Below are 18,134 nucleotides of genomic sequence, written 5' to 3'. Positions count from 1 at the left end.
AGCTGTAGGCCGTTTACTGCAGCGAGCCCCCACATGACCGACACCATCTTCGGCAAGATCATCCGTCGCGAAATTCCCGCCGCCATCGTCTACGAAGACGATGAAGTGCTGGGCTTCAAGGACATCGCCCCGCAGGCGCCGGTGCATGTGCTTTTCATTCCAAAGAACGAGGTCATCCCGACCCTGGATGACCTGCAGCCGACGCAGGCGCATCTGATTGGCAAGCTGGCCCTGGCGGCTGCGGCTTATGCACGCCAGGAAGGCTTTGCCGAGAATGGCTACCGGATCGTGATGAACTGCCGCGAAGATGCCGGGCAGACCGTGTTCCACATCCACCTGCATCTGCTGGCGGGCGCGCCGCTGGGACATTTTGGCGCGTGAGAAAGCTGCTTTTGTAGGAGCGGCGTAAGCCGCGCAGCCGGTAGCAACCAAGCAACTGCGAAGCCTGTTCGCGCGATCCAGCAGTTTCTGATTGCGCTATGTCGCTTGCGGCGGAGGGATCTGTGGCTTCGCGGCTTACGCCGCGCCAACAAAAGAACCAAAGGCATCTAAGAGCCAAACAAAAACGCCGCCCCTTGGGGCGGCGTTTTCAGTTTGTTACCACCAACCGCGGTAACCCCAGCCCCAGCCGGGACCCCAACCCGGGCCCCACGGGCCGTACGGGTAGGCGGGCACTACTTCCACTTCGCGCTGTACCGGCCACAGATAGACCACGTCGGCGGCGAGCTTGGGCAGCGGGTAATCGTATTCGCCGATCTTGGTGCTCTGGTAGCCATCGATGCGGCCGATGAAGGTCACATCGCGGCCCGGCTCGAACACCGCCGGATCATAGAAGCCGCTGCGGCAGGCCAGGAAGCGACCATCGCTGGCATCGCTCGAACTGGTGGTCGGGCGGCCGCTGGCATTGAGCGGGCGGGCCAGCATCTGGAAGCAGGTTTGGCCTTGGCCGGGGATGGTTTCGATGATACGGCCACCCCAGCGTACCGGCGCGCCGGTCTGCTTCTGCGCCACCGCGTCTCGCGGTGAAACGGGGGTGAACTGGCCCTGTAGCGGCTTGGGTGCAGTGGCACAGGCAGCCAGTACCAAGCTGGCGGCGGCAACAAGGAGGATGCGGGTCTTCATGTTCGTACTCCGGGTTTCGGGCGGTGCCTGTGCAGGTCCGCCAATAATGAAACGACATCCGATCGAGCGCCAGCGTAGCGCGCCTGGGTGAAACGCTGGCTGAGCGCCAGCAGGTCGCTGCCGGGGCGGGCCTGGTCGACGCGGCTGGCCCAGTCGCTGGCGGTTTCGAAAGGTTCACGGCCAAGTCCGAGACGCTGGTAGCGGCGGTCCAGCCGGTGCCAGGCGCGCAGCAGTGGGTCGCGCTGGCGCTCGCCACGGGCCAGCAGCCAGGCCATCAAGCCCAAGGCAAGAACGGCAAAGGCTGCAAACAAGGCAACCAGCTGGGAGGGGCTCAACTGTTTGATGCCGATACCGCTGAGCAGGCGCTGCTGACGTTCGGCATTGAAGGACAGCACGGCGGTATTCCAGCCGCGACGAAGGAAATCGCTGTACTGCAGCAGGCTGCTCCAACGAGCGGGCAAGTTCAGCCCGCTGGTGTTGCTGTCGCCGATACGGTCTTCCAGTGTGTCGTAGATGCGCTCCGGCGCGACTGCTGCGGTGGGATCAACCCGAACCCAGCCGCGTTGTGGCAACCAGACTTCGGCCCAGGCATGCGCATCAAGCCGTCGCACCACCCAATAGTTGCCGAAGCGGTTGCGCACGCCGCCGGCATAGCCGGTGACAACGCGTGCTGGAACACCCGCACCACGCATCAGCACCACGAAGGCCGCACTGAAGTGCTCGCAATAGCCGGCCTTCTGGTCGAACAGGAATTCGTCGACGGAATGGCGGCCGGCCAGTGGCGTGTTCAAGGTGTAGGCGAATTCGCGGTGGATCCAGTCCAGACTGCGCTGTACCAGCGCTGCATCATCATTGCCGGCCTCGCTGCGCCATTGCCTGGAGAGCGCCAGCGTGCGCGGATTGAAGCCGTCCGGCAGTTGCAGGGTTTGCCGGCGCAGGCGGGCGGGCAGCTCGGACTGGAACGCAGCGACAGGGCTGGATTGCATGCGCCAGCGGGACAGCGCGGTGAGTGGCTGTGGTGTGGTCAGGCTGTAGTCGGCATCCAGCTGGCTGCCTGCTGGGGCCTGCAAGGGCAGGTCCAGCGCAACCAGCTCGCGCCGATCGGTGGGCTCGTATTCGATCTGGTAGTCCCAGCGTTGCGTGCCGTTGGTCACGCTGGGCACGCGCTCGGCGCGCTGGCTCTGCGAGCGTGACCAGCGGCGACCATCAAAGCGGGTGAGTACCGGGCCGCGCCAATAGCGTTGGTTCTGCGCCGGCACCGGGCCGAAGAACTCGACCCGCAAGGCCGGACTGTCATCGGCCATCATTTCGCTCAAACCGCCGGGTTGCATGCTGTCGGACAGGCCGGGGCGGCCCACTGAGCGCTCCGGTGTGCCCCACATCGGCGTCGGCAGGCGCGGTACCAGCCAGAATGCCGACAAGGCCAGGGGCAGCGCCAGCAGCATCAATCCACCGACCGTGCGTAGCTGCGCACGCGGTGGCAGGTGGGCGATGCCCACATCCTCATCGGCAATACGCTGCAAGGCGAGCAATGCCGCAACCACGGCAGCGGCCGACATCAGCAAGGTGGTCGGGCCTTGATCGAGCAGGAAGGCGGCAAACGGGGCAAACAGGCTGAAGCCAATCAGGCTGCGCGCATCGCGCAAGGTGCGCAGCTCACTGGATTTGATTGCCAGCATTGCTGCCAACAGCGCGCAGCCATTGTCACGGCCGGGATTGGCGCCCATCTGCCAGTAGATGCAGCCCAGCATCAAGCCGATCCACAGCAGCCGCAGCAATAGCGGCATGCTGCGTCGCCATGACCACAGCGCCACCAGCAAGGTGGTGATGCCGAACATCACGGCCAGCATGCCGGGCAGCTGCAGCAGCAAGGGCAGTAGTGACAGTGCCGTGACCAGATTGATCCAGATGCGGCTGCCGGCGCTCAGTGGGGGTGAGGCTGTCTTCATGCGTCTGGCATCAGCGCCAAGGCGCGCAGGCAGAGGTGGCGATGGCTATCGCCGCTGGCTGGTCCCAAGGGCGGTTGCCCGGGCAGGCGCAGCTGGTAGCTGCGGCCTTCGCGCTCGGCCTCATCCACCCAGCGGGCAAGCCGTGAGATGCGGCGTTCGTGGGGCAGCGCATGCAACTGCTGCCAGTCCAGCACCAGCTCGGCGCCGTAAGGGCGCTCGTACTCGCGCACCAGCAGCTCGTCGCGCCGCGCGGAGTGCTTCCAGGCGATGCTGCGGCGTGAGTCGCCAGTCCGGTAGGGACGCATCTGCTGCAGTTCTTCGCCCTGCGGATGTACGCGGGTACGAGTGGAGGCGCTGCCTGCATCCGGCAACGGCGGTGCATTGGCTTCCGGCGCTGGATAGACCAGCAGGGTCGAGTCCGGCCAGAACCATGCCCAGGCGCGGACCAGGCCCAGCGGCTGGGTGGTCGCAACGCGGATGCGCGCTATATCCAGCCAACCGCGCCGATGCGTTGGCAGCCACAGATCGGCTTCGGCCTGGTTGTCCTGCTCCAGGTTGAGATGGGTCTTGGCTTGCTGGTAGTCCAGCTGCAGGGCGCGGCGCGGACGGCGGTCGTTGCGCGCGAGCGCCAGTCGCAGGCGGATGGGGTTGCCTGCGGCCACCGGGTCGGCGGAAACGGCCTGCAGGCGCAGGCCCGACAACTGCAGGTGCGCCTGTACGGCACTGGCCAGCGCGGTGGCGGCCAGCACCAGTGCCAACAATAGCGCCGGATTGTTGTTGTAGTTCAGGGCGCCCAGCAGCATCACCGCAAGCAGGGCGCCGAGAAACAGGCCGAAGCCGGTCGGCAGCACGTAGATGCGGCGCCTGTCCAGCTGCATCGGCAGTTGTTCCGGCTGCCGCGGGCGGGCCAGGAACTGCAGTGATTGCAGGCGATGCCGCAGCGCTGCCAGCACTTCAGTCCACCTGCACGCTGTGCAGGATGGTGCGGGCCAACGTCGGGCCGGAGGAGGCTTCGGCCTCGGCAACCAGACGATGTCCGGCGACGGCAATGAACAAGGCTTGCACGTCTTCAGGGATCACATGGCGGCGGCCAAGCAGCAGCGCGTGTGCCTTGGCTGCGCGCAGCAGGGCGATGCCGGCGCGTGGCGACAGGCCGACGCGTACGCCCGGGTGCTGGCGGCTGCGGGTGATCAGTGCCTGCACGTAGTCGACCAATGCGTCGCTGGCATGCACCTGGCCAACGGCCTCGCGCAGCAGGCGGATGTCCTGCTCGGAAAGGCAGGGTGTGACCCGCGCAATGAGATCGCGGCGGTCTTCGCCGGCCAGCAGGGCGCGCTCGGCGTCGGCGTTGGGATAACCCAGGGTCAGGCGCAGCAGGAAGCGATCCAACTGCGAGTCTGGTAGCGGGAAGGTGCCGGACATATCGACCGGATTCTGGGTGGCGATCACGAAGAACGGATCCGGTAACCGATGGGTCACGCCGTCCAGCGTCACCTGCTGCTCGGCCATCGCTTCGAGCAGGGCGCTCTGCGTGCGTGGCGGGGCGCGGTTGATCTCGTCGGCCAGCAACAGGTTGCAGAACACCGGACCGGGATGGAACTGGAAACTGCGGCTATGCGCTTCGTAGACCGAGATGCCGAGCACATCAGCGGGCAGCAGATCGGAGGTGAACTGCACACGCTGGAACTGCAGGCCGAGGCTGGACGCCATGGCGTGGGCCAAGGTGGTTTTGCCGAGCCCGGGCAGGTCTTCGATCAGCAGATGTCCGCCGGACAGCAGCGCGACAAAGGCCATCCTCACTTCCTGGGCCTTGCCGAGCAATAGGGAATTGACCTGCTGTTGCGCTGCCGATAGGGACTGTAGTGTGACTTCGGTTAGCATTCCGGGCGGCGCCATTGTCATGGTCGTCTCGATACTTGGGCTGAAGGAAGTGTACGTGGCAATCAGGGGTGAGCAACGCGCATACGTAACGTTCCTTGTGTTGTGGGTGCTGGTCACCACGGCCAAGGTGCTGTTGGCCTCGCAACTTCCATTGTTCGTGGACGAAGCGTTCTATTGGCAGGAAGGCCAGCATCTGGCTGCGGCCTATTCGGACCTGCCTGGCCTGACCGCTTGGCTGACACGGCTCGGTGTTGAGGTTGCTGGCGACCATCGCCTGGGTGTGCGCCTGCCGTTCCTGATCATGGGCGCGGCGTTGCCCTGGATGGTTGCTGGTATCTGTACGCGCTGGTTCGGTGTGCGCATGGGCTGGCGCGCGGGTTCGTTGGCCGTATTGATGCCGTTGTCGGCGACGCTGGGCATCCTGGCGGTTCCGGACGTACCGATGGCGATTGCCGCCGTGCTATGCCTGGATGCCGGTGCGCGGCTGCTGCGTGGTGTGGGCGCTGGTGGCGCCTTGTTACTGGCCTGCGGGCTGTTGATCGGGGCGCTGAGTCACTACCGTTTCATAGGTGTGATTGGTGTGGGTTTCATCGCTTTGGTGCTATTGCCTGAGGGGCGCAAGGCCTTGCGCGATCCGCGCGTCTGGATCGCGCTGTCGGTAGGTTTGGCGGCATGGGCACCGCTACTGGCGTGGAATCTGGATAACCAGGATGCCGGGCTCAAGTTCCAGCTGGTCGAGCGCCATCCGTGGGCGTTCCAGCCAGAAGGGCTGTTGTTCCTGGTGATCCAGCCACTGTTGGTGACGCCACTGTTGTTCGTGGCGATGGCAGTGGTGGCGGGCAAGGGCCTGCGCAATGTGCAAGGCGGTTTCCATCATCTGCAATGGCGGTATTTCGCCCTGGTCGGTGCTACCTCAACTTTGTTGATCTTTGTGCTTGGCTTCTTCACCGATGTGGAGCGGGTCAGCTTCCATTGGCCGCTACCGGGCTATCTGGCGTTGCTGGTCTGCGTGCCGGCGCTGCTCAATCACTGGTCGCGTCCTTGGCGGCGTGCGCTGTGGGTGCTTACCTCGCTTGGCCTGCTGCTGGCGATGAGCTATTACCTGGTTGCCGCTTCACCCGGCTTGCGTGAGCATCTGGCCGGCAGCAAGTACTACCCGCGCAACTTCGCGGGCTGGCAGCAGCTGGCCGAAGGCGTGCGTGATGAGCTCTCGCAGATGCCGGAAGACACCCAGTTGCTGGCCGGCAACTTCAAGGTGGGCGCGGAGCTGGGTTTCCGTCTCAATGATCCGGCGATCAAAGTGTTGCCGCATGCGCTCAATGATCGTCATGGGCGCACCGCACAGTTGGCGCTTTGGAAATTGATCAGTGATGGCAGTCGCTCGACGCCGGTGCTGCTGGTGTTGGCCCCGGGCGACCAGCGTTACCGTGACTTGTTGGAGCGTTACCACAAGGACTGCGATCTGGTTGGGCCGTTGCCGCCGCCGCGGGTGATCTCACTGGATCACGGTTTCCAGCGCTTCCTGTTGTTCCGCTTGCCGGCCGAAAAGCAGCAGGGGCCATGTGTGACGCCGGCGATGGCGTGGGTGGAAACTCCGCTGGCCGGTCAGGCGGTGGCTGGTGCGCTGGAAGTCAGTGGCTGGGCTTTCAAGGATGGCGTGGGATTGTCGCGGGTTGAGCTGCTGCTGGACGGTCGCAGCGTGGGTGATGCTACCTACGGGCGTGCGTTCGATGTGCGCCCGTTCTGGAAGATATCCACCGATCCGCAGCATCCGAATACGGGCTTCGATGCACGCCTGGATACCTCAGGCCTGAAGCCGGGTACGCATTGGCTGGGCCTGCGTCTGCATGGCAATGACGGCAGTGTGGAAACCTGGGCCGAGCAGCCGTTCGAGGTCAAATAGCTTTGTATCCGCGCTGCGCTGCGCTGTTTGTGTGGTCGGTGGTCGCTCAAGGCAGTTGGTAGCCGGCCTGGCGTAGCAGCTGCGAGGTCCGGATCAGCGGCAAGCCGATCAGGGCGGTGGGGTCGCTGTTGTCGATGGCTTCGAACAAGCTGATACCCAGGCCTTCGCATTTGAAGCTGCCGGCGCAATCCAAGGGCTGTTCGGCGTCGATGTAGCGCTCGATCTCGGCCGCCTGCAGGGTCCTGAAGCGCACGCGGGTGAGATCGGTAGCCCGATATTGCGTGTTGCCATCACTTAAGCAGACCGCCGTGTGGAACAGCACCTCATGGCCGGACATCGCCGCCAGCTGCGCACACGCCGCCTCGCGGGTGCCGGGTTTGCCCAATGGTTGCCCATTCAGCTCGGCGACCTGGTCCGAGCCGATCGCCCAGCTGCCGGGCTGCTGGCGGGCAACGGCTTCGGCCTTGGCAGCGGCCAGGCGCTGCGCCAGGGCTGCCGGTGGCTCCCCGCGGAGCGGGGTTTCGTCCACATCCGGAGCGGCTGAACTGAACGAAATCCTGAGCCGGTTAAGCAATTCAGCGCGATATCGTGAGGTGGAGGCGAGAATCAGGGGCTTCATGTGTAAAAATACGCAGCTCGGGACGGCCAGTCTGCTGCGCCGCCGCCGGTCTGACAATGTTTCCGCCGCTATGGATTTGACAGCGGCGTGGCTACTCCTTAACATTCTGCAGCTTATGTCCGCGAACGTACCCGAATTGCTGGATGCTTGGCGGATGGTCATTGCGCGCAGGCGCTTTGATGGTCAGGTGCCTTTGTCCGAATTGACCCGCTTGCAGGGTCTGGTTGCCGATACCGAAGGCCAGTGCACGTATTCACTGGAATTCGATCGAGACAACATCTTGCAGGTGTCGTATGTCGATCTGACCATCGATACCGAGCTGCCCTTGATCTGTCAGCGCACCATGCAGCGTTTCCTGCTGCCGGTGTCGATCAAGCAGCGCTTGGGCTTGATCAAGGACGAAGAAGAAGAATCTGCGCTTCCAGAGGAATACGAAGCGATGCTGGTGCCCGAAGACGGCAACCTGCGTCCGCTGGACCTGGTGGAAGACGAGTTGGTGTTGGCGGTGCCGGTGGTTGCACTGGCGCCAGGAAGCGAGGCAGTCGAACAGGACTTCACCGCGACCGAAGAAGAATTGAGCAAGGCCAATCCCTTTGCGGCATTGGCGGCGCTGAAGAAATAATTGCGGCCGGTAATCGTCGGCGGCTGCGGCGAAAGCGAGTAGTGCTGGACGCTGGCGTCCTGTGCAATTAAACGACGAAGCAAACGAAACCGAGTTTGGAGCAATCCCATGGCTGTGCAGAAATCCCGTGTTACCCCGTCCCGCCGCGGCATGCGTCGTGCCCACGACGCCCTGAGCGCAAAGCAGCTGTCCACCGATCCGACCACCGGTGAAGTGCATCTGCGTCACCACATCACTGCTGATGGTTTCTACCGCGGCAAGAAGGTGATCACGACCAAGTCGACCCTGGTCGTCGAAGAAGATTGATTTGTGACGGCTGCCGCCACCTGAGTGTGGCGGTTGTTGCACCGATTCTTCCGGGGCCGCCTACGGGCGGCTTCGCGCAATAGGAAACAGCATGAGCAAGCGGATCTACTCGAGGATCGCGGGCACTGGTAGTTATTTGCCCGAGAAAGTGTTGACCAACGATGATCTGACCAAGATCGTCGAGACGACCAACGAGTGGATCGAGTCGCGCACGGGTATCCGTGAGCGGCACATCGCTGCCGAAGGCGAAACGACCAGTGACCTGGGCTACCACGCCGCCGTGCGCGCGCTGGAAGCTGCCGGCATTGAGGCATCGCAGCTGGACATGATCATCGTGGGTACCACCACGCCGGATCTGATTTTCCCGTCTACCGCTTGCCTGATCCAGGCCCGCCTTGGTGCAGCTGGTTCGGCGGCGTTTGACGTCAATGCAGCATGTTCGGGCTTCCTTTTCGCCCTGAGCGTGGCTGACAAATTCATTCGCAGCGGTGACGCCAAGCATGTCTTGGTGATCGGTGCGGAAACCCTGACCCGTATCGTCGATTGGACTGATCGCACCACCTGTGTGCTGTTCGGCGATGGCGCGGGCGCCGTCGTGCTCAAGGCCGACGAAGACACCGGCATTCTCAGCACCCATCTGCATGCCGACGGCAGCAAGAAGGAATTGCTGTGGGATCCGGTTGGCGTGTCGGTCGGCTTCGACAAGCCGGGCAACATCATCATGAAGGGCAATGACGTGTTCAAGTACGCCGTCAAGGCGCTGGACTCGGTTGTTGATGAAACCCTGCAGGCCAACGGTCTGGACAAGTCCGACCTGGATTGGCTGATCCCGCACCAGGCCAACCTGCGCATCATTGAAGCCACGGCCAAGCGCCTGGAAATGCCGATGGAGCGCGTGGTGGTCACCGTCGACAAGCACGGCAATACCTCGTCCGGCTCGGTGCCGCTGGCGCTGGATGCCGCGATCCGTTCCGGTCGCGTCGAGCGTGGCCAGTTGCTGCTGCTGGAGGCCTTCGGTGGCGGTTTCACCTGGGGCTCGGCGTTGCTGCGCTACTAAACATCTCAAGCAATACGTACACCGCACGGGCAGCCAATGGCTGCCCGTTGTCGTTGGCACTACGCCCCCTCCCTTTTGCCGCAGGCAAGGGGAGGGTTGGGGAGGGGGCTTTGCCGCCGTTGACGTTGCAGTGGCTTCGCGGCTCACGCCGTTCCTACAAAGAAAAGCCTGCATGCGCGTCAGGGCTTTACCGGCAATGCCCCTGCCGAGCATGGCTCGGCACTACAATGCCATGCTGCTGCATACGCGCCAGTACAGACGGGCGGGCGCTTTCGCGCTTATTATTCCGGCCTTCGATTGAAGCAGCAGAAGACCGCGTGACTGACTCCCGACTCGCTTTCGTATTCCCCGGCCAGGGCTCGCAATCCATTGGGATGTTGGCCGAACTGGCTGAATTGCATCCGCAGATCCGTGAAACCTTTGCCGAGGCCTCCGAGGGCGCGGGCGTCGATCTGTGGGCGTTGTCGCAGGGCGGCCTGGAAGAGCAGCTCAATCGCACCGAATTCACCCAGCCAGCGCTGCTGGCCGCCAGCATCGCGGTATGGCGCCTGTGGAATGCACAGGGCGGCGCAAAGCCGGCAGTGTTGGCCGGGCATAGCCTTGGCGAATACACCGCACTGGTCGCTGCAGGCGCGCTGACGCTGCACGACGGTGCACATCTGGTGCGCCTGCGTGGCCAGTTGATGCAGGACGCCGCTCCGACCGGTGTTGGCGCGATGGCCGCCGTACTCGGTGCCGAAGACGCGCTGGTGCTGGAAGTCTGCGCCGAAGCTGCAGGCAGTCAGGTGGTGGTCCCGGCCAATTTCAACTCGCCCGGTCAGATCGTGATCGGCGGCGACGCTGCAGCGGTCGACCGCGCCCTGGCGCTGTTGGCCGAGAAGGGCGTGCGCAAGGCGGTGAAGCTGGCCGTCAGCGTGCCGTCGCACACGCCGCTGATGCGCGAAGCCGCCAACCGTCTGGCTGCGGTGATGAACGGCCTGGCGTGGCAGCAGCCGGCCTTGCCGGTGGTGCAGAACGTTGACGCGCGGGTGCATGACGGCGTGGATGCCATCCGTCAGGCGCTGGTGCAGCAGCTGTACCAGCCGGTGCAGTGGACCGGCTGCGTGCAGGCGCTGGCCGCGCGCGGTGTCAGCCGCGTGGCCGAATGCGGCCCGGGCAAGGTGCTGACCGGTCTGGTCAAGCGCATCGACAAGAACATCGAAGGGCGTCCGCTCGCCACCCCGGCAGACTTTGCCGGTGCACTGGAAGAGTGGGCAAACTGAGCAACCGATTGCGACGCGGGCGCAACCTGCGCCTGGTCATGATGGGCGCTGCGCGTGCGCGGTGCCATGCACAAAAGGAACAGAAATGAGCAAGCCATTGCAGGGTGAAATCGCGCTGGTCACCGGCGCAAGCCGCGGCATCGGTGCCGCCATTGCCGACGAACTGGCCGCGCTGGGCGCGACCGTCATCGGCACCGCCACCACCGACAACGGCGCTGCCGCCATCGGTACGCGCCTGGCAGCACTCGGCGGCCACGGCCGCGCACTGAACGTGACCGAGCCGGGCGCAGTAGATGCGCTGATCGATGCGGTGAGCAAGGAATTCGGTGCCATCAGCATCCTGGTCAACAACGCCGGCATTACCCGCGACAACCTGCTGATGCGCATGAAGGACGAGGATTGGCAGGCCATCCTTGATACCAACCTGACCAGCGTTTACCGCACCTCCAAGGCGGTGATGCGCGGCATGATGAAGGCGCGCAAGGGCCGCATCATCAATATCGCTTCGGTCATCGGCGTCACCGGCAATGCCGGCCAGGCCAACTATGCTGCCGCCAAGGCTGGCATCATTGCCTTCTCCAAGTCGCTGGCCAAGGAAATTGGCAGCCGTGGTGTGACCGTCAACGTGGTCGCACCGGGCTTCATCGACACGGACATGACCAAGGATCTGCCAGAGGACGCCAAGTCGGCGATGCTCGGCCAGGTCGCGCTGGGCCGCCTCGGCGAGCCCACAGACATCGCCAAGGCGGTGGCGTTCCTGGCCGGTCCGTCGGCCAGTTACATCACCGGCGAAACCCTTCACGTGAACGGCGGTTTGTACATGCCGTAAGCGTGGCGTGCAGGGAATGCACCCAAGTGGTTGATTGTCAAGGCTTTTTTGTTCAGAAACACCGCCGCGACGGTTTCCACTACACTATCCCACGGCCAGCCCTGGGGGCTGGCGTCTTTTGAACCACTACTCCATCTGGAGCGATATCCTAATGAGCACCATCGAAGAACGCGTCAAGAAGATTGTTGTTGAGCAGCTTGGCGTCAAGGAAGAAGAAGTCACCACCAGCGCATCGTTCGTCGATGACCTGGGCGCAGACTCGCTGGACACCGTTGAGCTGGTGATGGCGCTGGAAGAAGAGTTCGAGTGCGAAATCCCGGACGAAGAGGCTGAGAAGATCGGCACCGTCCAGGCTGCCATCGACTACGTCAAGGCACACGTCAAGGCCTGATCCAGGTCTGACAAGGCGCGGTTGGCAAGCATGTCTGCCGCGTTGCAAACCCATGGGGCCGCTGATGCGGCCCTGTGCTTTTAAGCTTCAATCTCCCCGCGTGCGGGGCCAGGAGAATCCGCAATGAGTCGTCGCGTAGTTGTTACCGGCATGGGCATGGTGTCGCCGCTGGGCAATGATCTGGCCAGCAGTTGGGAAGGCATCATCAATGGCCGCTCGGGCATTGGCCCGTTGACGAATGTCATTGATGGCTACCTGGAGCGCTTCACCACCAAAATTGCAGGTGAGGTCAGGGATTTCGACATCACCGCCGACAACCCCTTGTTCGGCAAGTATCGGGTCAGCGGCAAGGATGCCAAGAAGATGGACCCGTTCATCCATTACGGCCTGGGTGCCGCCTTCATGGCGCTGCACGACTCCGGCCTGGAAATCACCGATGCCAATGCTGAGCGCATTGGCGCCATCGTCGGTGCCGGTATCGGCGGCCTGCTCGGCATCGAAGAGCAGACCATTGATTTCCACGAAGGCAAGAAGATCTCGCCTTTCTACGTGCCCAAGACCATCATCAACATGCTGCCGGGCCAGCTGAGCATCATCGCCGGGCTGAAGGGCCCGTCGTTCTCGGCAGTGTCGGCCTGCGCCACGTCCAACCATTCCATCGGTACGGCGATGCGCATGATCCAGTACGGCGACGCCGACGTGATGGTTGCTGGTGGCGCCGAGCGTGGTTCCTCGCCGACCGCACTGGGCGGCTTCTGCGCGATGAAGGCCATGTCCACCCGCAACGACGCACCTGAGAAGGCCTCGCGTCCGTGGGATCAGGACCGTGACGGCTTCGTTCTGGGTGACGGTGCCGGCATCCTGATCCTGGAAGAGTACGAGCACGCCAAGGCACGCGGCGCCCGGATCTACTGCGAGCTGGCCGGTTTTGGCGCAAGCTCCGACGCGTACCACATGACCGCACCGAGCGAGAACGGCGAAGGTGCCGCCCGCTGCATGGTCGCGGCCATGAAGGACGCAGGCGTCACCCCGGAGCAGGTGGGCTACCTCAATGCACACGGCACCTCGACGCCGCTGGGCGACCTGGGCGAGACCATGGCGATGAAGACCGCCTTCGGCGAGCACGCCTACAAGATGCTGGTCAGCTCGACCAAGTCGATGACCGGCCACCTGCTGGGTGCAGCGGGCGGCGTGGAAGCGATCTTCTCGGTGATGGCGCTGAACACCGGCATCATCCCGCCGACGATCAACCTGGAAAACCCGAGCGAAGGCTGCGACCTGGACTACGTGCCGAACGTGGCCCGCAAGGCCGACGTCGACGTGGTGATGTCGAACGGCTTCGGCTTCGGCGGCACCAACGGCACGCTGGTGTTCAAGCGGGTCTAAAGCTGCGTTGCGACTTTGCTTGAGGCTGGTGCCTGTCGCTTTGCTTGAAGCTTTTGGCTGTTGCTTTGCTCAAAGCCCCTCTCCCGCAAGCGGGAGAGGGGTTGGGGTGAGGGCGGCTTTAAAGCTCCAGAAGCTTTAAAGGCTTCCCCTCATCCGCCCTTCGGGCACCTTCTCCCGCAGGCGGGAGAAGGGAGCCGTCAGCCTCCCCGACTCTTTGGCCAACGATGCACATCCTCCCCCTGCACGCCGACACCGACCTGCTGGCGCTGCATCGGCTCGCACCGCATCGCTATCCGGTCCTGCTTGAATCCACCGCCGCCGGCAAGCTCGGCCAGTGGGACATGCTGCTGATCGCCAATGGCGGCCAGCTGCTGCTCAACTCAGACGGCAGCCTGCAGCGCGAAGACGGCGCCCCAGTCGAAGGCGACTTCCTTTCCGCACTCGACCGCGACTGGCAATCCCAGCGCCAAGCCCGCAACCCGATGGAAGCGGACATCCCGTTCCGTGGCGGCTGGGCACTGCTGCTCGACTACGAACTCGCACAACAAGTCGAGCCGATCCTGCAACTGCCACAGCGCAGCGATGGCCTGCCTTCCGCAATCGCACTGCGCTGCCCGGCAGCGGTACTGCGCGAGCGCGACAGCGGCCGCTGCATCGCCATCGCCGAAGACGACGCAGCAGAGCTGCTCAGCCAGCTCCAGCACGATCAAGCCGAAGCCGCGCAGCTGCCAGCCCTGCCGCACTGGAATGGCCCATCCACCATCAGCGAAGACGCAGGCGAGCGTTTCACCGATGGCGTGCACAAGGTGATCGACTACCTGCATGCCGGCGACGTCTTCCAGGTAAACCTCTCGCGCCGCTGGCAAGCGCAGTTCGACGCACCGCTCGCACCGGAAGCGCTGTACGCGCGCCTGCGTACCGCCAACCCCGCACCGTTCGCTGGCCTGTTCACTGCCGCCGGCCGCGCCGTGGTCAGTTCCTCGCCGGAGCGCCTGGTCTCGGTCAGCGGCGATGTGGTGCAGACCCGCCCGATCGCCGGCACCCGCCCGCGCTTTGCAGGCGACGACGATGCCGCGCGCATCCAGGAACTGGTCGGCCATCCCAAGGAACGCGCCGAGCACGTGATGCTGATCGACCTGGAGCGCAACGACCTGGGCCGCATCGCTGCGCCCGGCAGCGTCGAGGTCGATGAACTGATGATCGTGGAGAGCTACGCCCACGTGCACCACATCGTCAGCAACGTGCGCGCGCGCCTGCGCCCGGAAGTCACTCCGGGCGAAGTGATCGCGGCCACCTTCCCCGGCGGCACCATCACCGGCTGCCCCAAAGTGCGCTGCATGGAGATTATCGCCGAGCTGGAACAGACCGCCCGCGGTGCCTATACCGGCGCCTTCGGCTGGCTGAACCGCGATGGCGACATGGACCTGAACATCCTGATCCGCACCGCGGAAGTGCAGGGCAGCACCGCCAGCTTCCGCACCGGCGCCGGCATCGTGGTGGATTCGGTGGCCGACAAGGAACTGGACGAAACCCGGGCCAAGGCGCGCGGGCTGTTGCGTGCGCTCGATCCACAATGATGAACGCCGTTTTGGCTGGCGTTGCCGCCAGCGCGGTATCCTGCGCGTCAATTCTTTGAAGACGGGGTGATCATGGCGGGTGCCAAGCGCGGATGTCTGCTGGTGCTGGCGGTGCTGGTAGTGCTGCTTGCCCTCGCTGGCGCAGGTGCGGCCTGGTTGTGGCAACGGCAGAGCAGTTTTGCCGATGCGCCGCTGACCCCGTCCGAGGCAAGCATCACCATCGCCTCCGGTGATTCGCTCACCAGCGTGCTGCGCAAGCTGCGCGCGGCGGGCGTCGACGAAGGCGACGACCTGCAATGGCAGCTGCTGGCCCGCCAGCTCGATGCTGCCGGCAAGCTCAAGATCGGCGAATACGCCTTGGAGCCGGCACCCACGCCGCGCCAGCTGCTGCTGAACATGCGCCAGGGTAAGGTGCTGCAGTACCGCGTCACCATCGTCGAAGGCTGGAACATCCGTCAGGTACGTGCCGCGTTGGCGCGCGCGCAGCCGCTGCAGCACGAAACCACCGATCTGGCCGACACCGAGCTGATGGCTAAGCTCGGCTTCCCCGACCAGCACCCGGAAGGCCGCTTCCTGCCGGAAACCTACGTCTACCAGCGCGGCGACAGCGACGTGGACGTGCTCAAGCGCGCCCATGCCGCGATGGAAAAGGAACTGGCCGCCGCCTGGGCCGAGCGCAGCGACGACCTGCCGCTGAAAACGCCGTACGAACTGCTGATCCTGGCTTCCATCATCGAGAAGGAAACCGGCCTGGCCAGCGAGCGCCCGCAGATTGCCGGGGTGTTCGCGCGTCGCCTGAAGATGGGCATGCGCTTGCAGACCGACCCGACCGTGATCTACGGCATCGGCAGCGCCTACGACGGCAATATCCGCAAGATCCACCTGACCACTGACACGCCGTACAACACCTATACCCGCGCCGGCCTCACGCCGACCCCGATCGCCATGCCGAGCCGCGACGCACTGCATGCCGCCGCCAAGCCGGCACCGGGCGATGCGCTGTACTTCGTCGCGGTCGGCGATGGCAGTGGCGCGCACGTGTTCTCCGCCTCCTATACAGATCACAACACCGCCGTGGCCGAATACCTGAAGCGGTTGCGCGCCAAGCGCAGCGAGGCGGCGGCGCAATGAGCGGCATGACCCGAATGATGTACAGGATTTCCCGATGAGCGAAGCACTGGCCCCTTGGCAGCAGCGCGTCTATGACCAGACCGTGGCTGCATTGGACGTGGGCCGGCTCGGTCACGGCCTGTTGCTGTGCGGCCCGGCCGGCATGGGCAAGCGCGCGGTGGCGATGCGGCTGGCCGCGCATGTGCTCAACCACGGCGCGGATGAAGCAGCACGCCAGCGTAACGCGCAGTTGCTTGCCGCTGGCACCCATCCCGACCTGCAGTTCACCAGCTTCATCCCCAACAAGACCGGCGACAAGCTGCGCACCGAGATCGTCATCGACCAGGTACGTGAGATCTCGCAGAAGCTGGCGTTGACCCCGCACTACGGCGTGGCCCAGGTGGTCATCGTTGACCCGGCCGATGCCATCAACCGCTCCGCCTGCAACGCCTTGCTGAAGACATTGGAAGAGCCGTCACCCGGTCGCTACCTGTGGCTGCTCAGCGCCGACCCGGCGCGCCTGCCGCAGACCATCCGCAGCCGCTGCCAGCGCCTGGAATTCCGCATGCCACCGCGTGAGGAAGCCATGGCCTGGCTGCAGACCCGCGGCTATACCGAAGGCGTGGCGCGTGAAGCGCTGGACGCCGCCCGCGGCCATCCGGCACTCGCCGATCAATGGCTGCAAGGCGAGGGCATGGCCCTGCGCCGGCAGGTTGCCAGCGAGCTGGAGCAGCTGCTGGCCGGCAAGCTGGGCAGCGTCGAGCTGGCCCAGCGCTGGACCGGCGACGACAACGCCGACCTGCGCCTGCGCCATGCCGCCGACCTGGCGCTGAAGAAAGCGGCCGACGGCTTGACCGATCCGGCCCGATTGAACAAGCTGGCCGCCTGGTTTGATGCCGCCAATCGCACCCGCGACCTGCTGCGCACCACCATCCGCGCCGACTTGGCCGTGGTGGAGCTGCTGCTGGCATGGGGCGCGGCCAACCAAGTGCAATCCAAGGGGACTATTCGATGAGTGCGACGAACGCCCGCCAGGGCATCCTTTCACTGGCGGTAAAGGACAAGGCAGCGCTGTACGGCGCCTATATGCCGTTCGTGAAGAACGGTGGCGTCTTCGTGCCCACACCCAAGCGCTACTTCCTCGGCGACGAGGTGTTCCTGCTGCTGACCCTGCCGGACTCCAGCGAGCGCCTGCCGGTGGCCGGCAAGGTGGTCTGGGTCACCCCGCTGGGCGCACAGGGCAACCGCCAGGCCGGCATCGGCGTGCAGCTGGCCGAGGGCGCCGACGGCGAGGCCATCCGCAACAAGATCGAGACCCTGCTGGCCGGCACTTCCAGCTCGGACAAGCCGACCCAGACGATGTGAAATCGCGTGAAGAAAGATGTTGACGTGTTCGCTCAGCCCCCTATAATGAGCGGCTCGCAACACGGGCGGTTAGCTCAGCGGTAGAGCATTGCCTTCACACGGCAAGGGTCACAGGTTCGATCCCTGTACCGCCCACCAAGCGACATCAAGATGAAGCCACCTCCGGGTGGCTTTTTCGTTTTGGCGGTTTGCAAGGCTGGGCCGGTAACAGCATGTGGCGCTGTTGCGTTCAGGCGATCCGGATATGCGGAGCGATCCAGTCGATTGCTGAAGCCTTCTCACGACTTCATTGACCGTGCAAACCAGATAACGTGCCAATCAGCGCTTCTTGCTGATATTCGCTGTTTCCAAAGAATCCCTGCTGGCCAACGACAACATTCTGCGCAACCGTATGTGCAGCAACCGCTCTGAACGGGATCGCTGCGATCGCAAGAAGATCTTCGCGTGTTGCCGGGGTGGTGCCATGCAGTACTGCATGGTTTTCCCTACGAACAAAACTGCCGATATTCAGTGCTGTTATCGGCTGGTTGAGCTCGTCATCGGTCAGCGAGTTGTAGAACGTGGACACCCGCGGTGACTGGCCGGTAGTCGCTCGGAAAAAGCTTTGCGCTGTGTCCCTGAAATTTCTCATCGTGTATGGCGATGACGACGAACCTGAAGAGAAGGGGTTCCAAGACATGGGCTTGCTCCGGGTAGTGGTTGCCTGATGCGTGAGCTACGCCATTCCTGCGTGCTCCGTACAGCTGCGACGACTC

General features: G+C 64.1%; 19 protein-coding genes and 1 tRNA gene. 14 read left to right on the top strand and 6 right to left on the bottom strand.

Annotated features, from left to right (window positions below):
* Nucleotides 1–33: 33 nt before the first annotated feature.
* Complete coding sequence (locus ACVOLL_RS02910; protein WP_296252765.1) at nt 34–381, top strand: histidine triad nucleotide-binding protein; 348 nt, start codon at nt 34–36, stop codon at nt 379–381.
* 216 nt (nt 382–597) lie between these two features.
* Here ACVOLL_RS02910 and ACVOLL_RS02905 read toward each other — a convergent pair whose 3' ends face one another.
* Genes ACVOLL_RS02905 through ACVOLL_RS02890 form a run of 4 tightly spaced genes read right to left on the bottom strand, consistent with a single transcriptional unit; the run spans nt 598 to nt 4,973 of the window.
* Entirely contained in the window at nt 598–1,122 is a 525-nt protein-coding gene (locus ACVOLL_RS02905; protein WP_481511497.1) for a Slp family lipoprotein, read from the bottom strand.
* Nucleotides 1,119–3,071, bottom strand: a complete 1,953-nt coding sequence (locus ACVOLL_RS02900) for a transglutaminase TgpA family protein (protein ID WP_481511496.1) — start codon at nt 3,069–3,071, stop codon at nt 1,119–1,121. The genes ACVOLL_RS02905 and ACVOLL_RS02900 overlap by 4 nt, the downstream gene beginning before the upstream one ends.
* Entirely contained in the window at nt 3,068–4,024 is a 957-nt protein-coding gene (locus tag ACVOLL_RS02895; RefSeq protein WP_481511495.1) for a DUF58 domain-containing protein, read from the bottom strand. The genes ACVOLL_RS02900 and ACVOLL_RS02895 overlap by 4 nt, the downstream gene beginning before the upstream one ends.
* A 1-nt stretch (nt 4,025) precedes the next feature.
* Nucleotides 4,026–4,973 carry an AAA family ATPase gene (locus tag ACVOLL_RS02890; RefSeq protein WP_481511494.1) on the bottom strand — a complete coding sequence of 316 codons (948 nt, stop codon included), beginning with the start codon at nt 4,971–4,973 and terminating at the stop codon, nt 4,026–4,028.
* Nucleotides 4,974–5,013: 40 nt separating this feature from the next.
* On the opposite strand from ACVOLL_RS02890, the gene ACVOLL_RS02885 reads away from it, so the two are divergent.
* Nucleotides 5,014–6,855, top strand: coding sequence for a glycosyltransferase family 39 protein (locus ACVOLL_RS02885; RefSeq protein WP_481511526.1), 1,842 nt, complete (start codon nt 5,014–5,016; stop codon nt 6,853–6,855).
* Between the two features lie 46 nt (nt 6,856–6,901).
* Here ACVOLL_RS02885 and ACVOLL_RS02880 read toward each other — a convergent pair whose 3' ends face one another.
* A complete protein-coding gene (locus ACVOLL_RS02880) occupies nt 6,902–7,474 on the bottom strand; it encodes a Maf family protein (protein WP_481511493.1) in 573 nt (190 codons plus the stop codon).
* Nucleotides 7,475–7,589: 115 nt separating this feature from the next.
* On the opposite strand from ACVOLL_RS02880, the gene ACVOLL_RS02875 reads away from it, so the two are divergent.
* The 12 genes from ACVOLL_RS02875 to ACVOLL_RS02820 all read left to right on the top strand — a co-directional run bounded on the left by ACVOLL_RS02875 (nt 7,590) and on the right by ACVOLL_RS02820 (nt 17,517).
* Entirely contained in the window at nt 7,590–8,096 is a 507-nt protein-coding gene (locus ACVOLL_RS02875; protein WP_481511492.1) for a YceD family protein, read from the top strand.
* Nucleotides 8,097–8,204: 108 nt separating this feature from the next.
* Nucleotides 8,205–8,402: a 50S ribosomal protein L32 gene (gene rpmF / locus ACVOLL_RS02870; protein ID WP_282270713.1), complete on the top strand. Its 198-nt coding sequence runs from the start codon at nt 8,205–8,207 to the stop codon at nt 8,400–8,402.
* Nucleotides 8,403–8,493: 91 nt separating this feature from the next.
* Nucleotides 8,494–9,459 carry a beta-ketoacyl-ACP synthase III gene (locus ACVOLL_RS02865; protein ID WP_481511491.1) on the top strand — a complete coding sequence of 322 codons (966 nt, stop codon included), beginning with the start codon at nt 8,494–8,496 and terminating at the stop codon, nt 9,457–9,459.
* Nucleotides 9,460–9,776: 317 nt separating this feature from the next.
* Nucleotides 9,777–10,721 carry an ACP S-malonyltransferase gene (fabD, locus tag ACVOLL_RS02860; protein ID WP_481511490.1) on the top strand — a complete coding sequence of 315 codons (945 nt, stop codon included), beginning with the start codon at nt 9,777–9,779 and terminating at the stop codon, nt 10,719–10,721.
* Between the two features lie 85 nt (nt 10,722–10,806).
* Complete coding sequence (gene fabG, locus ACVOLL_RS02855; protein WP_481511489.1) at nt 10,807–11,550, top strand: 3-oxoacyl-ACP reductase FabG; 744 nt, start codon at nt 10,807–10,809, stop codon at nt 11,548–11,550.
* A gap of 151 nt (nt 11,551–11,701) precedes the next feature.
* Nucleotides 11,702–11,941, top strand: a complete 240-nt coding sequence (gene acpP / locus ACVOLL_RS02850; protein WP_054659808.1) for an acyl carrier protein — start codon at nt 11,702–11,704, stop codon at nt 11,939–11,941.
* 123 nt (nt 11,942–12,064) lie between these two features.
* Nucleotides 12,065–13,327, top strand: a complete 1,263-nt coding sequence (gene fabF, locus ACVOLL_RS02845) for a beta-ketoacyl-ACP synthase II (RefSeq protein WP_481511488.1) — start codon at nt 12,065–12,067, stop codon at nt 13,325–13,327.
* Between the two features lie 224 nt (nt 13,328–13,551).
* On the top strand, nt 13,552–14,904 hold the full coding sequence (locus ACVOLL_RS02840; protein WP_481511487.1) for an aminodeoxychorismate synthase component I: 1,353 nt from the start codon (nt 13,552–13,554) through the stop codon (nt 14,902–14,904).
* 72 nt (nt 14,905–14,976) lie between these two features.
* Nucleotides 14,977–16,035 carry an endolytic transglycosylase MltG gene (mltG, locus tag ACVOLL_RS02835; protein ID WP_481511486.1) on the top strand — a complete coding sequence of 353 codons (1,059 nt, stop codon included), beginning with the start codon at nt 14,977–14,979 and terminating at the stop codon, nt 16,033–16,035.
* 34 nt (nt 16,036–16,069) lie between these two features.
* The gene (locus tag ACVOLL_RS02830) at nt 16,070–17,029 is read left to right on the top strand and encodes a DNA polymerase III subunit delta' (RefSeq protein WP_481511485.1); all 960 of its coding nucleotides are present in this window, start codon (nt 16,070–16,072) and stop codon (nt 17,027–17,029) included.
* Complete coding sequence (locus ACVOLL_RS02825; RefSeq protein ID WP_481511484.1) at nt 17,026–17,379, top strand: PilZ domain-containing protein; 354 nt, start codon at nt 17,026–17,028, stop codon at nt 17,377–17,379. The genes ACVOLL_RS02830 and ACVOLL_RS02825 overlap by 4 nt, the downstream gene beginning before the upstream one ends.
* 63 nt (nt 17,380–17,442) lie before the next feature.
* Nucleotides 17,443–17,517 (top strand) — tRNA-Val (locus ACVOLL_RS02820).
* Nucleotides 17,518–17,665: 148 nt separating this feature from the next.
* Here ACVOLL_RS02820 and ACVOLL_RS02815 read toward each other — a convergent pair.
* On the bottom strand, nt 17,666–18,058 hold the full coding sequence (locus ACVOLL_RS02815; RefSeq protein ID WP_481511483.1) for a hypothetical protein: 393 nt from the start codon (nt 18,056–18,058) through the stop codon (nt 17,666–17,668).
* Nucleotides 18,059–18,134 lie beyond the last annotated feature (76 nt).

The sequence above is a fragment of the Stenotrophomonas sp. STEN035 genome (assembly GCF_056759935.1).
Note: the sequence above shows the minus strand (reverse complement) of the source record. Positions and strands in the feature narration are given on the sequence as shown.